We start from the raw sequence: 17,108 nt of genomic DNA on the forward strand, positions 1-17,108 counted from the left end.
CCGACATGACCAACGACTATGACGTACTGATCATCGGTGGTGGGCCAGGTGGCTACGTAGCGGCGATCCGCGCCGCTCAGCTCGGGCTGCGCACCGCTGTGGTGGAGAAGCAGCATCTGGGCGGCATCTGCCTGAACTGGGGCTGCATTCCCACCAAGGCTCTGCTGCGTGGTGCTGAAGTGGCCCATACGCTGGCCAACCTCGAACAGTTCGGTTTTGCCGTGGAGAACCCGCGTTTCGATATCGGCAAGCTCGTACAGCACAGCCGTACTGTCTCTGCGAAGCTCACCAGCGGTATCGAGTATTTGATGAACAAGAACGGCATTGAAGTGATTCGTGGCCGTGCCCGCTTGATCGATAAATGCATGGTTGCCGTAACCGACGACAAGACCGAAATTCGTCTACGCGCCGCTCATATCATCCTCGCCACGGGTGCCCGTCCCCGCGCACTGCCGGGTATAGAAGCAGATGGCGAACGGATCTGGACGTACTTCCAGGCCCTGGTCCCCAAGGAGTTGCCAAAGTCTCTGCTGGTGGTCGGCTCCGGTGCTATCGGCATGGAGTTCGCCAGTCTCTACAACGACCTCGGCTGCGAAGTCACGTTGGTGGAACTGGCCGAGCGGATCATGCCGCAGGAGGATGCCGAAGTCGCAGCGCTAGTGCACAAGCAGTTCGAGAAGCGTGGTATTCGCATCCATACCAGCGCAGCTCTCGCTGCAGTAGACAAAGGCGGCGAACAACTGGATTGCCGTCTGCGCCTGACCAACGGCAGCGAGCAATCTCTAGCTGTGGAGCGGGTGCTGTTGGCAGCCGGTATCCAGGCCAACATAGAGGATATCGGCCTGGAAGCGCTAGGCGTGGTCACCGAGCGCGGCTTCATCAAAACCGATCAATGGTGTCGCACCAACGTGTTCGGACTGTACGCCATCGGCGATGTCGCCGGTGCTCCGTGCCTGGCGCACAAGGCCAGCCATGAAGCCGTGATCTGTGTGGAGAAACTGGCTGGCCTCGAAGGCGTGCATCCACTGGATCGCGACTACATTCCCGGCTGCACTTACTCACGTCCACAAGTTGCCAGCCTCGGACTCACCGAAGAACAGGCCCGCGCCAAAGGCCACACGCTCAAGATCGGCCGCTTCAACTACCAGGCCAACGGCAAGGCGTTGGCAATGGGTGAGGCTGAAGGTTTCGTCAAGGCCATCTTTGACGCCGACAGTGGCGAGCTGCTTGGCGCCCATATGGTCGGCCCGGAAGTGACCGAACAGATCCAGGGTTTCGGCATTGCCCATAGTCTGGAGGCCACGGACGAGTCACTGCAAAAAGTAATCTTCGCCCACCCGACGCTTTCCGAAGCCATGCACGAAGCCGTACTGGCAGCTTGCGGACAAGCATTGCATCAATAAAAGGAGCCGATTTTTGAGAGCGTGAACCCACAACCGACAATAAATGAGGAGATGCACCATGCCAAACAAGACGAAGTCTGTCACTTCGCCGCAAAAATTCTTCATCGGCAAGAATTTTCTGGGCGATCTGGGCAAGCATGTCCGCCCACTGGGCAACAATGCGTACGTTATCTGTGACGAATTCATCCTGGATCGGGCGGTTACCCAGGCAGAACCCTCTTTCAGTGCGTTCGGCAAAGCGGTTTTCGAGCGCTTCGGCCTGGAATGCACGCAGAAGGAAATCGACCGCAACCGCGACCTGGCACGCAAGGCCGAGGCAGACGTAATCATCGGCATCGGAGGCGGCAAGACGCTGGATACGGCCAAAGCTGTCGCTTACCATGAAAAATTACCAGTGGTGATTTTCCCCACCATAGCGTCGACCGATGCACCCTGTACTGCGCTTACCGTGATCTACAACGAGCACCAGGAATTCGAGCGCTACCTGTTCCTACCCAACAATCCCGATCTAGTTCTGGCAGATACGGAAATCCTTGCCGCAGCGCCGACACGCTTCTTTCTTGCCGGCATCGGCGACGCGCTGGCCACTTATTTCGAGGCTCGTGCCTGCTATCGTGCCAATGGCGAAAACTTGACCGTGATGAAAATGAAGCCTTCGCGCACAGGGCTCGGCCTCGCCCGCCTCTGCCTGGATATCCTGCTGGAAAATGCCGTCCAGGCACGCTTTGCCGTGGACAAAAACCTTTCCACCCAGGCAGTGGAAAACACTATTGAGGCGACCATTTACCTGAGCGGCGTCGGTGTCGAAGCGGCCGGAATCGCTGCTGCCCACGCCATCCACAATGGCATGACTGTGGTGCCATCCCTGCATGGCGCACAGCACGGCGACAAAGTGACTTTCGGCGTACTGGCACAGTTGATCCTGGAAAACGCACCGAAGGAAGAATTGGAAACCGTCATCAACTTCATCAAGGCCGTCGGCCTGCCGCTGACCTTGGAGGATCTCGGTATGGATAGCTTTATCGAGAAAGAATGGCGCCAAGTCGCCGAGCTCGCCTGTGCCAAGGAAGATTCGATGGGCAACATGCCGTTCGACGTCACGCCAGATGATGTCTACAGCGCCATCGTTACCGCCAACGACATTGCCAATGCCCATAAAAAGCTACCGATTCAAGGCCCGATTCACACCTCGGCCATCGCTTGAATCAACCAACTCCGGCTCTGCCACTTCATGCGGCATGTCGGCAGGACCGGATATTCTCCCGGCTACAGGAACAACTCCAGGAAGGCATCTCGAAGATGCTTTTCTTTTCAAGCTTTTGCTCTTCAAATCCAGTAGAACTCCGTAGCCTCCCAACCTATCGGACAAATGAAAACATCACATAAGAGCAAGGCAAAGAACGGTTATCATTGAATCGCCGATTCGGAATCGGAAGCTCGATCAGGCAAAAACAGTGCAGCACTGCTCGATAGAAGCATACGACTCCCATATTCAAGGCACCTTCTTTCTCTCCGGAACGCCCCCCTGGTATTCCGGTGACGAATCATTGATCAAGGATATTCATGAAGACCGTCTGGATTGCCGATGCCGCCTATTTATTCAATTTTGCCAGAGCGCGAAATGGAATCGATTATCTCAAGCTCAAGAACGAACTGGAAAAAGCCAATGGCGGTCCTATTTATGAAAGCTACTATCTGAACTCTATTCAGGACCCCTCAACAGAGGCGCAGAATGCATTCCATTCATGGATAAAGTCGGCCCCGCCCAAGGGACCGAAAATGCGTGTGCAGCTATATAAGCTCAAGGACATGCACAACAAATGTCCCAATTGTGCGCACCAGTTCGATCGTCAGGTTCAAAAGGGAGTCGATGTCGGAATAGCTACGCTGATGATCAAACTGGCTGCGCAAGACATCTATGACCGTTTGATTCTCAGCGCAGGCGATGGAGATTTCGAGGATGCCATTTCCTATATAAAGTCGGATCTGCAAAAGGAAATCTGGGTAAACGGCGCAGAAGCAAGCCTGTCTACCGATCTGCAGTCCTATTCGGACCGTGTCTTATGGCTTGACGATATGCTTCCGACAATCGATAAATCGACTTGAACATCAACCACTACAATCAGAAATCTTCCAGTTATCAACAGAACATGAACATTCTGATAAAAGAAAACCCTAGCGGCCTCTGTAAAATTTAAAGTGCAAATATTCTCGTATTAAAATACTGATACATCTATACAAGAACCGTTGACTAAGACAATTCACTCTCAAGCTGTTTGGAAGCATATCCTGACTGAGCATCGCGTAGCATCGAATCCAAGTTCTTCTCGATGTTATTGCATAAAGTGGTCATTTGAATCTGATGTTCACTGACACGAAATGGGCTTTGCAAGTCCGTTCCAATCTTTTCAATAGCCAACAACATGAATCCCACGACCGTAGACGCCAATGGAGTAAACCAACCCAGGGTTTCTACCAAGCCAATAGGAACGATCAGGCAAAATAGTGTGATGAAAAAGCGCGGGAAATAAACATAAGGATAAGGAAGCGGCGTATTCGCGATTCGCTCCATCCCTCCCTGGCAGTTGGAAAGTTCTACCAACGTGGACTCCATGCGGGCAAGCCGAATACTGTCCAGCCTTCCTGCCTTGTACTCCTTGGATAACAAGGCAGTTGAAGTTGTCAGGATATCATTGGGGAAATTGTTCGTGCTTTGGCTCAAACGAATTTCCTCAGGATGGAGAAGCGCCTCGACCTCACTGGTGCAAGGCTCCCCTTTCAAATGCGTGGACAGGCATTTCACGAAAGCCACATGACGCTTGAGCAACAGAGGCTTCACTGGATTGAGTCCACTCTCTGTATCATCAATCAGAGTAAGTACCTGGCGCGCATAACTGCGTGAATTATTCGTCAAGGTTCCCCATAGAGTGCGAGCCTCCCACCAACGATTGTACGCACTTGAATTCCGGAAACTCGTCAGAACGACAAGAGCCGAGCCCAAGAGACTAAGAGGCATCGACGGCAGGCTCAGGCGCGGATCCAGGACCAGCATGTAATCTACTGTAACAAAAATATCCCAGAGTAATAGCCAGAACAGAGACCAGCCAACATAAGTGAAGGTTTTAATCAGTAATTGATATTTTTGAAGGAAAACTTTCGACACGAATATCGTCTCAAGTTGGATTGAAAGAACAAGCTTTTGGTCAATCGACTTTTAGTTAAGCAGCTGCAGATTAAAATAAAATTAATGCGAATACGAATGTATTAGATAAAACATCGTTCAAGGTAGGTCAAGAACGTTTACATGATTCACGAATAAAAATTTCAATCGATGGAGTATGGTCACATACGTAGCCAATAAAAAAGGGCGACTTTAGTCACCCTTTTCATTTTCATTCGAACTGAAATCGATCAGTTCTGGTTTTCCATCTGAGCACGAATCAGATCACCAATAGTGGTCGGACCGGGTGCATCAGTTTCATGCTTGCGCAGTTCCTTGATGGCATCTTTCTCGTCATCTACATCCTTGGCCTTGATGGACAAGCTGATGACTCGGCTTTTGCGATCAATGCTGATGATCTTGGCTTCGACTTCCTCGCCTTCCTTCAGGACGTTACGCGCATCTTCGACCCGATCACGGCTGACTTCGGAAGCTTTGAGAGTAGCTTCGATCTCATTACCCAGATCGATGATTGCGCCCTTGGCATCGACTTCCTTGACGATTCCGCGAACGATGCTGCCTTTATCATTCAGAGCCGCATAGTTGGAGAACGGATCATCCTCCAGTTGCTTGACGCCTAGGGAAATACGCTCGCGTTCCGGATCGACCGACAAAATGACAGTATCCAGCTCGTCGCCTTTCTTGAAACGACGTACGGCTTCTTCGCCCGGTTCGTTCCAGGAAATATCGGATAGATGTACCAAACCATCTATGCCACCATCGAGACCAATGAAGATACCGAAATCGGTGATCGACTTGATGGTACCGGAGATACGGTCACCTTTATTGAATTGGCCGGAGAACTCTTCCCATGGGTTTGGCTTGCACTGCTTGATACCCAGAGAAATACGACGGCGCTCTTCGTCGATATCCAATACCATCACTTCCACCTCATCGCCAACCTGAACGACTTTGGATGGATGGATATTCTTGTTGGTCCAGTCCATTTCGGAAACGTGCACCAGGCCTTCGACACCTTCTTCCAGCTCGGCAAAGCAGCCGTAATCGGTCAGGTTGGTCACACGAGCCATAACGCGCGTACCTTCCGGATAACGAGACTTTATGGCGACCCATGGATCTTCGCCCAACTGCTTCAGGCCCAGCGAAACGCGGTTGCGTTCGCGATCGAATTTGAGCACCTTGACTTCGATTTCGTCACCAACATTGACGATCTCGGACGGATGCTTGATACGCTTCCAGGCCATGTCAGTGATGTGCAGCAAACCATCCACACCACCCAGATCCACAAATGCGCCATAATCGGTAAGGTTTTTGACGATACCTTTGACCTGCTGGCCTTCCTGGAGGGATTCGAGCAGAGCTTCGCGCTCGGCACTATTCTCTGCTTCCAGTACGCTACGGCGGGAAACGACAACATTATTACGCTTCTGGTCGAGCTTGATGACCTTGAACTCGAGCTCTTTGCCTTCCAGGTGAGTAGTGTCACGCACTGGGCGCACATCGACCAGGGAGCCCGGCAGGAACGCACGAATACCGTTGATATCGACGGTAAAGCCACCCTTGACCTTGCCGTTGATGATGCCTTTGACAATTTCTTCGGCGTTGAACGCAGCTTCCAGAACTTGCCAGGATTCAGCGCGCTTGGCTTTTTCGCGAGACAGCTTGGTTTCACCGAAACCATCTTCGACCGCATCCAGGGCAACGTGAACTTCATCGCCCACCTTGATGGTCAGTTCACCCTGCTCGTTGTAGAACTGCTCGACCGGGATGACGCCCTCGGATTTCAGGCCAGCATGCACAGTGACCCAGTCACCATCGATATCGACAACAATACCGGTAATGATGGCACCCGGCTGCATGTCGAGGGATTTCAGGCTTTCTTCAAAAAGTTCTGCGAAGCTTTCGCTCATGTTGATTCCTGCTGTTTTCGGGCCGCGATTGCCCAACTTCCACATTCCAGACTAATGTGGGGTTCGTTCATATTAAAAAAGGCTGCGGGCCTGTCTGGTATCCCGCATTCCCCCTTGTACAACGGAGCCACAAAACGGTTCGCACTCTTCAGGCTATTTTAGACCGCCCGAATGCTTTAAAAGGTCCCGAATGGCAACCTCTTCGAGAATCCTGCCTAGTACCTGCTCGATGGAAAGCACCGTCGAGTCCAGCTGGATAGCATCGACCGCCGGTTTGAGCGGCGCCACTGTTCGTTGAGTATCGCGCGCATCACGCTTGCGAATATCATCGAGAAGACTGCCGAGGGTAACATCCGAGTCACTCTCCTTCAACTGAAGAAAGCGCCGACGAGCTCGCTCTTCGGCACTGGCAGTCAGAAAGATTTTCAGGGATGCATCTGGAAAAACGACCGTTCCCATGTCTCGCCCATCGGCTACCAACCCGGGCAGTTGGCGAAACGCATGCTGGCGTAGAAGTAACGCGCTGCGCACAGCGGGCCAGGCAGCAACTTGAGAGGCTCCAGCACCGACATATTCGCTACGGATCACATTGGTGACGTCTTCGCCTTCCAGCATGATACGCTGACTGTACTCTGCCTCGGCAGGAAGAAACTGGACATCGAGATGGGTAGCAAGCACCCTGAGCAGCTCTTCGTTGGCCAAGTCTATGCCATGGTTACTGGCAGCAAGCGCCAGCAACCGATATAGCGCACCTGAATCCAGCAGGTTCCAGCCAAGACGCATGGATAGCAGGCTGGCTACTGTACCCTTGCCAGAGCCACTGGGTCCGTCGATCGTAATGACCGGCGCTACCCTCTTCATGAATGAGTTTCCTCGCTCACCCGCATGCCGGCTTGATTGGCAAGAGCCAGGAAGTTGGGGAAGGAAGTGGCCACGTTCGCACAATCGTGGATACGAATCGGAGCGCTGGCACGTAACGCGGCGACGCTGAAGGACATGGCAATCCGATGATCACCACAAGACCAGACTTCGCCGCCCCCGATTGATCCACCTTCGATGACGATACCGTCGGAAGTCGGATTGGCCTTTACTCCAAGGATTTGCAGGCCATCCGCCATGACCTGGATGCGATCGGATTCCTTGACTCGCAGTTCTTCGGCGCCACGCAGCACAGTACGACCTTCGGCACAGGCTGCCGCGACAAACAGAACCGGGAATTCGTCGATCGCCAGTGGCACCAAATCCTCGGGAATGTCGATACCCTTGAGCTTGGCGGAACGCACGCGCAGATCGGCTACCGGCTCACCGCCGACTTCACGCTCATTGAGCAATTCGATATCGGCACCCATCAGCTTGAGAATATCGATCACGCCAGTACGAGTCGGGTTGATTCCAACATGCTCGATCAGCAAGTCGGAGCCTTCGGCAATACTGGCCGCAACCAGAAAAAAAGCTGCCGAGGAAATATCGGCCGGCACCTCTATACGGGTAGATCGCAGCGTGTGTCCGGAACTGATGGCAGCAGTACGGCCATCGACCCGAACCGGATAACCGAAACCCCGGAGCATCCGCTCGGTATGATCACGGGTAGGTGCAGGCTCGGTAACCGAAGTTTCGCCCGAGGCGTAGAGTCCCGCCAACAACAGACAGGATTTCACCTGGGCACTGGCCATCGGCATGCGGTAATGCATAGCCAGCAGGCGTTGCCCCCCCTTGATCTTCAGCGGAGGCTTGCCATCTTCGCCAGTCTCGATCCGGGCGCCCATTTCCCGCAGAGGCTTGGCAACACGATTCATCGGCCGCTTGGATAGCGAAGCATCACCGGTCAGCACCGTATCGAATGGTTGCGCGGACAGCAGTCCAGCGAGCAGGCGCATGGAAGTACCGGAATTGCCTAGATAGATAGGGCCAGGCGGCGGTTTCAGGCCGTTCAAACCGACACCGTAAACGATCACGCGACCCTGGTTCGGTCCCTCGATGACGACCCCCATGTCGCGAAAGGCCTGGATAGTGGCCAAGGCATCCTCGCCTTCGAGAAAACCTTCCACCTCCGTGACCCCTTCAGCCAGCGAACCCAGCATGATCGAACGGTGGGAAATGGATTTGTCGCCCGGCACGCGAATTTGTCCAGAAAGACTACCACCATGATTCGCCAGGAAAATCAGATCTTTGGAATGCATAACGTCCACGTAGGCCCTGCGGGCCAGAATTTTACTGAAATGTTCGCGCGCCACCCGGGCGCGCGTGAAAACACCCAACAGGCGATGCCCATCCCGTGTATCGACTGCTGCACGCAGCACATCGAGATCGCTACGAAAAGCATCCAGGACGCTCAGCACGGCGTCGCGATTGGCTTGGAAGATGTCGTGCCACATGACCGGATCACTACCGGCGATCCGGGTGAAATCACGGAAGCCGCCCGCTGCATAACGAAAGATTTCCAGGTTTTCGTGACGGCGTGCCAGCGAATCCACCAGGCCAAAGGCGAGCAAGTGCGGCAGATGACTGGTAGCCGCAAGCACCTCATCATGGTGCTCTACATCCATATGCTCCACCTCTGCCCCCAGCGTTCTCCAGAGTTGGTCGATCAATGCCAAGGCAGACCGATCCGCGCTCAGCAAAGGTGTCAGGATGACCTTGTGGCGCTGGAACAATGTACTTTTGGCAGCCTCGACTCCGCTCTGTTCGGAGCCGGCTATCGGGTGTCCTGGAATGAAACGAGCTGGCATTTCGCCGAAAACCCGTGTCGCACAGCGCACCACATTACCTTTGGCGCTGCCCACATCGGTTATCACTGCACCGTTCAGATCAAGCTTCGCCAAACTGGCAAGCACCTGCTCCATAGCCAAGATAGGTACGGCCAACTGGATTACATCGGCGCCCCGGCAAGCGTCTTCAAGCGTCTCGGTACAGCGATCCACAACCCCCAGGCACACAGCCATAGCGCGCGAGGAAGCATCCAGATCAAAACCAACGATCTCCCGGAACAAACCTTTCTCGCGCAAGCCCTTGGCGAAAGACCCACCGATCAAGCCAAGCCCTACGACCGCCAACCGGTCAAGAATGGGCTCACCCTGCCAAGCAGAGACCGACCTGCTCACGGCGCCAACACCTTGCGCAGTGCTTGTAGAAAACGCTCGTTCTCATGTTCGAGACCGATAGATACGCGCAAGAAATCAGGCATCCCGTAACCACCAATCGGTCGGACGATTACCCCCTCTTTCAACAATGCCTGGTTGATCGGCGCCGCATCACGAGCGAAATTAACAGCGATGAAATTGCCCCGCGAAGGAATCCAGTCGAGCTTCAACTCCCTCAGACCCTGCTCGATCTGCCGCATTCCTGCAGCATTGACCCGACGACCTTCCTGCAGATAATCGGTATCGCCCAGAGCAGCACAGGCAGCAACCAGAGCGAGACTGTTGACATTGAACGGCTGGCGTACCCGGTTGAGTACATCAGCAATTTGCGCAGAAGAAACAGCGTATCCCACACGCAATGCCGCCAGGCCATAGGCTTTTGAAAAAGTTCGCGAAACCAATAAGTTGGCGTGCCGGGCAAGATAACTCATACCATTCGGCAGCTCTTCACCCTCGGCATACTCGATGTAGGCTTCGTCCAGCACGACCAGCACGTTTTCCGGAACACGCTCCAGAAAAGCGCTCAGCGCATCCGGCCCGAACCAGGTTCCGGTGGGATTGTTCGGGTTGGCGAGAAAAACGACGCGTGTATCGGCATCGATGGCTGCGAGTATGGCTTCGAGGTCATGCCCCCACTGCCTGGCCGGAACCACTTTGCCCGTGGCACCTACCGCCTGAGTAGAAATGGGGTAGACGGCAAAAGCGTACTGGCTGAACACCGCATTCAGACCAGGTGCCAGATAGGCACGGGCAATCAGATCGAGAACGTCGTTGGAGCCGTTGCCAAGCGTGATCTGATTCATTTGCACGCCATGGCACTGGGCCAAGCGCTGCTTGAGCTCGAAGCCATTGCCATCCGGGTAACGGGTCAACTCCGGCAATTCAGCCCTGATCGCTGCCAACGCTTTTGGACTCGGGCCAAGCGGGTTTTCGTTACTGGCCAGCTTGATGATACCGGCCGGATCCAGATTCAGTTCACGCGCCAGTTCGTCAACAGGTTTGCCGGGCACATAGGGCGACAGTTTCTGCACACACGGCAGAGCCTGGGCAAGGAAATCGCAGGTCATAGAAAAGCCTCAAGCTGCAAGCCTCAAGCTGCAAGTAGAGCCCAGCGGTATCCGCCGCTTGCAACTCGAAACTTGCGACTTGAGGCCGTTATTCACAATACCGCCTTCGGATAGGAGCCCAGCACCTTCAATGCAACCGCTTCCTGGCCAATTTTCTCTAGAACGTCCTTGATCAGCGGATCCTGATGATGTCCAAGAAAATCGATGAAGAACACATAAGTCCATTTACCACTGCGCGACGGACGTGTTTCTATCCGAGTCAAATCGATGGCGTTCTCGTGGAAAGGCATCAATAGCTCGTGCAGAGCCCCCGGTTTGTTGCGCATGGATACAATGGCAGAAGTCTTGTCGTCACCGGTCGGCGGGACTTCCTGATTGCCGATGATGAGAAAACGTGTGGAGTTATCCGGGCGATCCTCGATCTTCTCGAACAATCTGGACAATCCATACAGCTGGGCTGCCATATCACCGGCGATGGCTGCGCTGTTCCACTCGCCTTTCACTCGCCTGGCCGCATCGGCGTTGCTGGAAACCGCCACGCGTTCCACGTTCGGATAATGCGCATCCAGCCACTTGCGACACTGAGCCAGGGACTGGGCATGTGAATAGATGCGCGTAATGCGATCCGTCGCGGTATTTTCTCCGACCAGCAGGTGCTGATGAATCCGCAACTCTACCTCACCGCAAATGACGATATCGTGCTCGAGAAAGCTGTCCAGCGTGTGGTTGACCGCACCTTCGGTAGAATTTTCGACGGGAACGACGCCGAAATTGACAGCACCGCTGACGACTTCGCGGAAGACTTCGTCGATGGCTGCCATTGGCGTACTGATCACCGCCTGACCGAAGTGCTTGAGCGCAGCAGCTTGGGTGAAGGTACCCTCCGGGCCGAGATAGGCAACTCGCAGTGGATGCTCAAGCGCCAGACAGGACGACATGATTTCCCGGAACAACCGGGCGATCTCCTCGTTGCCCAGCGGCCCTTTGTTGATCTCCATGATGTGCTTGAGTACCCAGGCCTCGCGTTCTGGACGGTAGAACACCGGTGTCTCACCGGGCTTGAGCACTGCCATCTTCACCCGCGCCACTTCCTCGGCACAGCGCGCACGTTCGCTGATCAGTTCGAGAATGCGCTCATCAAGGTTATCGATACGAACCCGCAAAGCCTTGAGCTGGTCGGCTTCGCTCATGTCAGCCACGCTCCTTCTCGAATTCAGCCATATAGGCCACTAGAGCCTCGACCGCATCCAAGCCGAGTGCGTTATAGATGGAAGCCCGCATACCACCTACAGAGCGATGTCCCTTGAGATTGAGCAAGCCACGCGCATCAGCCCCCACCAGGAAATCCTTGTCCAGGCGCTCGTCGGCCAAGCGGAATGGCACGTTCATCCAGGAGCGGGCATTCAATGCAATGGGGTTAGTGTAGAAACCGCTGCCATCGATGTAGCCATAGAGCAGATCCTTCTTCGCCCGATTACGCTGCTCCATCGCAGCCACTCCGCCCTGCCCCTTCAACCACTCGAAGACCAAACCGGACAGGTACCAGGAAAAAGTAGCCGGTGTGTTGTACATGGAACCATTGTCAGCTGCGATCTTGTAGTCGAGCATGGTCGGGCAGACAGTGCGAGCATGGCCGATCAGGTCCTCACGGACAATTACCACGACCAGACCGCTGGGGCCGATGTTCTTCTGTGCGCCGGCATAGATCAAGCCGAATCTGGACACGTCGAGTGGACGGGAAAGCAGATCCGAAGACATATCCACTACTAGCGGGACGTCGCCAGTTTGTGGAATCCAATCGAACTGCAGGCCGCCAATAGTCTCATTGGAAGCGTAATGAACATAGGCAGCATCAGGGGTCAGCCGCCACTCATTCTGTCCAGGGATGGCGAAATAGTCATAGGGACGGGCAGTTGCAGCGACATTGACGTTGCCATAACGCCGCGCCTCTTCAAGTGCCTTGCGCGACCAGATGCCGGTTTCGACATAATCGGCAGTGCCCTCTTCGGGCAGTAGGTTCAACGGAATCTCGGCAAATTGCTGGCTGGCACCACCTTGCAGAAACAGGATCTTGTAGTTCGACGGTACATCAAGCAGATCACGCAGATCCTGCTCGGCCTTGCTGGCGATGGCCATGTAGTCATCACTGCGATGGCTCATTTCCATGACCGACAGGCCCTTGCCCTGCCAATCCAGCAGTTCCGCCTGGGCGCGTTGCAATACGGCCTCGGGCAGCGCAGCCGGGCCGGCACAGAAGTTATAAGCGCGTTTGCTCACGTCGTTTTCTCTCAAGTCATTGATTGCCGGCAATTCGCCACCGCTTGCCTATGTGCAAAACGGTCAATCTTCGTTATCGCCCGAAATCACCTCGGGAGGCACATCGCCGATACCGCCCTGCAGTTCGTCTTCACCTGATCCAGCGCTGGTCACCGCTATTTCCTTTTCCACCCCCTCAGCATCGAAGTCCGCCTCGATCCCCTCTTCGTCAGAAGGCTCCTGAACGCGCTCGAGACCAACCAACTGCTCACCCTTACCCAGCTTGATCAAGGTCACGCCTTGAGTGTTGCGACCAAGCGACGACACTTCGCTGACACGGGTTCGGACCAAGGTACCCTGATCGGAAATCAGCATGATTTCTTCACCCTCGAGCACCTGGATGGCACCAATGAGCCGACCATTGCGCTCATTGGTGACCATGGCGATAACACCCTGACCACCGCGTCCGCGCTGGGGATATTCATCGATAGAGGTACGTTTGCCAAACCCGTTGACGCTGGCAGTCAGAATCTGCGTACCATCCTCGGGAATAAGCATGGAGATCAGGTGCTGCCCTTCACTCAGGCGCATGCCGCGTACACCGCGCGCAGTGCGCCCCATCGTGCGTACGTGACGCTCCTTGAAGCGGATGACCTTACCGCCATCGGAAAACAGCATGACTTCGCGCGCACCGTCGGTAATGGCCGCAGCGATCAGGCTGTCGCCCTCTTCCAGCTTCAGCGCGATAAGACCGACCGTACGCGGGCGGCTGAATTGCACCAATGGAGTCTTCTTGACTGTACCGTTAGCGGTAGCCATGAAGATATAGGCTCCCGTCGGTTCATCCTTGCCAGAGTCCTCGCCGTCTACCGCTTCATCGGTTTCGGCTTCATCCTCCGCTAACACCTCGTCAAACTCTTCCTGCTCTGCCAGTTCATCCTCGTTGACTGGAACCTGTTGGCGGACGGCTTCCAGATCCACAGGCAGCATGGCGGTAATGTGTTCGCCTTCGGCCAACGGCAACAGATTGACCAACGGCCGGCCACGGGCCGCGCGGGAAGCTTCGGGAATTTCGTAGGTCTTCTTCCAGTACACCTTGCCAAGGCTGGAGAACAGCAGCAACGTGGTGTGACTGTTGGCAACCAGCAGATGCTCGATGTAATCCTCGTCCTTCACTCCGGAAGCGGAACGCCCGCGACCGCCGCGACGCTGAGCCTGGTAGGCGCTAAGCGGCTGGCTCTTGGCATAGCCACCGTGGGAAATGGTGACCACGCGTTCTTCTTCGGTGATCAGATCGGCGATGGTCAGATCGACCTGGGAAGCGACGATTTCAGTGCGTCGTACATCACCAAATTCCGCCTTGACCTTTTCCAGCTCTTCGCGAATGACTTCCATCAGCCGCTCGGGATTGGTAAGGATGCGGATCAGCTCGCCGATCTGGGCGAGGATTTCCTGATATTCAGCCAGCAGCTTCTCATGCTCGAGGCCAGTCAGGCGGTGTAGACGCAGATCCAGAATTGCCTGCGCCTGCTCGGGCGAAAGATGGTATTTGCCATCGTGCAAGCCATAGCAAGGATCGAGCTCATCAGGACGACAGCTTTCCGCACCGGCCCGTTCGACCATCGCCATTACTGCGCTGGATTCCCAGGGCGTGGCGAGCAGACGTTCCTTGGCCTCTGCCGGTGTCGGTGAGGTCTTGATCAGTTCGATCACCGGATCGATATTGGACAGGGCAACGGCCTGGCCTTCGAGAATATGCCCGCGTTCGCGGGCCTTGCGCAGCTCGTAGACAGTACGGCGGACCACTACTTCGCGGCGATGGCGGACGAAAGCTTCGAGCATTTCCTTGAGGTTGAGGATGCGCGGACGGCCGTCTACCAAGGCCACCATGTTGATGCCGAATACGCTCTGCAACTGGGTCTGGGCATAGAGGTTGTTGAGGATCACCTCCGGCACCTCGCCACGACGCAGTTCGATGACCACGCGCATACCGTCTTTGTCGGACTCATCGCGCAGCTCAGTGATCCCCTCGATTTTCTTCTCTTTGACCAGCTCGGCGATTTTCTCGATCAGGCGCGCCTTGTTCAGCTGGTAAGGCAGTTCAGTCACGATGATCTGCTGCCGGCCACCGACCTTGTCGATATCCTCGACTTCGGCACGGGCACGCACATAGATGCGCCCACGACCGGTGCGGTAGGCCTCGATGATCCCGGCACGGCCATTGATGATGCCTGCAGTGGGAAAATCGGGACCGGGTATGTAGCGCATCAGGTCGTCGATGGAAAGCTCGCTGTCGTCCATCAGCGCCAGACAGGCGTCGATGACCTCGCTCAGGTTATGCGGCGGGATGTTGGTGGCCATACCCACAGCGATACCACTGGAGCCGTTGACCAGCAGGTTGGGCACCCGGGTCGGCAGGACGGCGGGAATCTTCAGCGAGCCGTCGTAGTTGTCGACCCAGTCGACGGTTTCCTTGTCCAGGTCGGCGAGCAACTCGTGGGTCAGCTTGAACATACGCACTTCGGTGTAGCGCATGGCAGCAGCCGAATCGCCGTCCACCGAACCGAAATTACCCTGGCCGTTGACCAACATATAACGCAAGGAGAAAGGCTGGGCCATACGCACGATGGTGTCGTACACCGCCGAATCACCGTGTGGGTGATATTTACCGATCACATCACCGACCACACGGGCGGATTTGAGGTAGGGCTTATTCCAGTCGTTACCCAGTTCGCTCATGGCATAGAGAACACGCCGATGCACAGGCTTGAGGCCATCGCGTACGTCTGGCAATGCCCGCCCGACAATCACGCTCATGGCATAGTCGAGGTATGACTGTTTCAGCTCATCTTCGATATTGACCGGGAGAATTTCTTTGGCCAGTTCGCCCATGAAAGCCTGATTCCTTAATAGTCGGGGGTGTTGCAGAAAGCGCAAAATAGTAACACAAGGCCGCTAGTCGCTGGAGGCTCAAGACAGGCAGAGAGCAGATTTCGATAACCTCTTCAACCTCGAGCCTCCAGTGCTTTTCCAGCAATCAATGCAAACGCTTGCGGCTCATCAGCTCGGTCATTTTTTCCGCATTCGGCCGCTCGACCACGCCCTTTTCGGTGACGATGGCATCGATTAGGTCCGCCGGGGTGACATCGAAGACCGGGTTGAACACTTCGACCTCGGCGGCGAAACGCTGACCATTGAATTCCAGCAACTCCTGGCCGGCACGCTCTTCGATGGGGATATCGTCACCGTTTTCCAGGCCCATATCGATGGTCGAGCTTGGTGCCACCACCATGAAGCGCACCCCATGATGCATGGCAGTAACGGCCAATTGGTAAGTACCTATCTTGTTCGCCACGTCGCCATTGGCGGTTATACGGTCAGCGCCAACGATGACCCAGGTGATTGCCTTGGTCTTCATCAAATGGGCAGCAGCGGAATCGGTGTTCAGGCTTACCGGGACACCTTCGCCAGCCAATTCCCAGGCAGTCAGGCGAGAGCCCTGCAACCATGGCCGGGTCTCGTCGGCATGCACCAGCTCCACCAATCCCTCCAGGTGGGCGGCGCGAATCACACCCAGCGCTGTGCCGAAGCCGCCGGTCGCCAAGGCGCCGGTATTGCAGTGAGTCAGCAGATTTTGCGGGGAAGCTTTGTGCTTGCGAATCAGCTCCACACCGAATTGAGCCATAGTCAGATTGGCTTCGCGGTCGGAATCATGGATCGCGATCGCTTCAGCTTCGAGCACGGCCAAGGGATCTTCCCCAGGCTTGAGACGCCCGAGCCGCTCGCGCATGCGGTTCAATGCCCAGAACAAGTTCACTGCCGTGGGCCGGGAATCGGCCAAAGACTGGAAATCCGCCTCCAGCGCCTCACGCCAGTCGCCTCCTGCGGCCAGGCGAGCCTTCAACCCCAGGACCAGGCCATAGGCGGCACTGATACCGATGGCAGGCGCGCCACGGACCACCATCTGCCGGATGGCATCGGCAACGGCAACAGCAGAATCGCAGACCAGCCAGCACTCTTGCATGGGTAATTTGCGCTGATCCAGCAAATGCAGCCCGCCATCCCGCCACTCGATGGATTTCACCTTCTCGGCAGCCAGCAAACGCTCGCGCATCGTCACCCCTTCCCTACCCGTTACGGAATAAAAAGCT

General features: G+C 55.4%; 12 protein-coding genes. 3 read left to right on the top strand and 9 right to left on the bottom strand.

What is annotated here, in order from left to right:
- The first annotated feature begins 5 nt into the window (after window positions 1-5).
- From lpdA to FHR87_RS09675, 3 genes are all read left to right on the top strand, one after another.
- Window positions 6-1,403: a dihydrolipoyl dehydrogenase gene (lpdA, locus tag FHR87_RS09665; RefSeq protein ID WP_183166520.1), complete on the top strand. Its 1,398-nt coding sequence runs from the start codon at window positions 6-8 to the stop codon at window positions 1,401-1,403.
- Between the two features lie 58 nt (window positions 1,404-1,461).
- Window positions 1,462-2,607 carry a glycerol dehydrogenase gene (locus FHR87_RS09670; RefSeq protein ID WP_183166521.1) on the top strand — a complete coding sequence of 382 codons (1,146 nt, stop codon included), beginning with the start codon at window positions 1,462-1,464 and terminating at the stop codon, window positions 2,605-2,607.
- 359 nt (window positions 2,608-2,966) lie between these two features.
- On the top strand, window positions 2,967-3,509 hold the full coding sequence (locus tag FHR87_RS09675) for an NYN domain-containing protein (protein WP_183166522.1): 543 nt from the start codon (window positions 2,967-2,969) through the stop codon (window positions 3,507-3,509).
- Window positions 3,510-3,654: 145 nt separating this feature from the next.
- Here FHR87_RS09675 and FHR87_RS09680 read toward each other — a convergent pair whose 3' ends face one another.
- The 9 genes from FHR87_RS09680 to mtnA all read right to left on the bottom strand — a co-directional run bounded on the left by FHR87_RS09680 (window position 3,655) and on the right by mtnA (window position 17,071).
- Window positions 3,655-4,566 carry a bestrophin family protein gene (locus FHR87_RS09680; RefSeq protein WP_183166523.1) on the bottom strand — a complete coding sequence of 304 codons (912 nt, stop codon included), beginning with the start codon at window positions 4,564-4,566 and terminating at the stop codon, window positions 3,655-3,657.
- Between the two features lie 248 nt (window positions 4,567-4,814).
- On the bottom strand, window positions 4,815-6,494 hold the full coding sequence (rpsA, locus tag FHR87_RS09685) for a 30S ribosomal protein S1 (RefSeq protein WP_183166524.1): 1,680 nt from the start codon (window positions 6,492-6,494) through the stop codon (window positions 4,815-4,817).
- A gap of 153 nt (window positions 6,495-6,647) precedes the next feature.
- Window positions 6,648-7,355 (bottom strand): (d)CMP kinase, encoded by a 708-nt coding sequence (cmk, locus tag FHR87_RS09690; RefSeq protein ID WP_183166525.1) that lies wholly within the window; start codon window positions 7,353-7,355, stop codon window positions 6,648-6,650.
- A complete protein-coding gene (locus FHR87_RS09695) occupies window positions 7,352-9,595 on the bottom strand; it encodes a bifunctional prephenate dehydrogenase/3-phosphoshikimate 1-carboxyvinyltransferase (RefSeq protein ID WP_183166526.1) in 2,244 nt (747 codons plus the stop codon). Before FHR87_RS09695 ends, cmk begins: the two co-directional genes overlap by 4 nt.
- Entirely contained in the window at window positions 9,592-10,701 is a 1,110-nt protein-coding gene (gene hisC, locus FHR87_RS09700) for a histidinol-phosphate transaminase (protein WP_183166527.1), read from the bottom strand. The genes FHR87_RS09695 and hisC overlap by 4 nt, the downstream gene beginning before the upstream one ends.
- A gap of 92 nt (window positions 10,702-10,793) precedes the next feature.
- A complete protein-coding gene (gene pheA, locus FHR87_RS09705; protein ID WP_183166528.1) occupies window positions 10,794-11,891 on the bottom strand; it encodes a prephenate dehydratase in 1,098 nt (365 codons plus the stop codon).
- 1 nt (window position 11,892) lies between these two features.
- Window positions 11,893-12,978, bottom strand: coding sequence for a 3-phosphoserine/phosphohydroxythreonine transaminase (gene serC / locus FHR87_RS09710; RefSeq protein WP_183166529.1), 1,086 nt, complete (start codon window positions 12,976-12,978; stop codon window positions 11,893-11,895).
- 63 nt (window positions 12,979-13,041) lie between these two features.
- Complete coding sequence (gene gyrA / locus FHR87_RS09715) at window positions 13,042-15,849, bottom strand: DNA gyrase subunit A (protein ID WP_183166530.1); 2,808 nt, start codon at window positions 15,847-15,849, stop codon at window positions 13,042-13,044.
- Between the two features lie 145 nt (window positions 15,850-15,994).
- Entirely contained in the window at window positions 15,995-17,071 is a 1,077-nt protein-coding gene (gene mtnA, locus FHR87_RS09720) for an S-methyl-5-thioribose-1-phosphate isomerase (protein ID WP_183166531.1), read from the bottom strand.
- Window positions 17,072-17,108 lie beyond the last annotated feature (37 nt).

Source organism: Azomonas macrocytogenes (assembly GCF_014191985.1).
Taxonomy (GTDB): Bacteria; Pseudomonadota; Gammaproteobacteria; order Pseudomonadales; family Pseudomonadaceae; genus Azomonas; species Azomonas macrocytogenes.

Coding starts and splice junctions, on each gene's coding strand:
- pheA (WP_183166528.1), bottom strand. CDS start 11,891: ATGAGCGAAGCCGACCAGCTCAAGGCTTTGCGGGTTCGTATCGATAAC.
- lpdA (WP_183166520.1), top strand. CDS start 6: ATGACCAACGACTATGACGTACTGATCATCGGTGGTGGGCCAGGTGGC.
- mtnA (WP_183166531.1), bottom strand. CDS start 17,071: ATGCGCGAGCGTTTGCTGGCTGCCGAGAAGGTGAAATCCATCGAGTGG.
- cmk (WP_183166525.1), bottom strand. CDS start 7,355: ATGAAGAGGGTAGCGCCGGTCATTACGATCGACGGACCCAGTGGCTCT.
- hisC (WP_183166527.1), bottom strand. CDS start 10,701: ATGACCTGCGATTTCCTTGCCCAGGCTCTGCCGTGTGTGCAGAAACTG.
- FHR87_RS09675 (WP_183166522.1), top strand. CDS start 2,967: ATGAAGACCGTCTGGATTGCCGATGCCGCCTATTTATTCAATTTTGCC.
- gyrA (WP_183166530.1), bottom strand. CDS start 15,849: ATGGGCGAACTGGCCAAAGAAATTCTCCCGGTCAATATCGAAGATGAG.
- rpsA (WP_183166524.1), bottom strand. CDS start 6,494: ATGAGCGAAAGCTTCGCAGAACTTTTTGAAGAAAGCCTGAAATCCCTC.
- FHR87_RS09670 (WP_183166521.1), top strand. CDS start 1,462: ATGCCAAACAAGACGAAGTCTGTCACTTCGCCGCAAAAATTCTTCATC.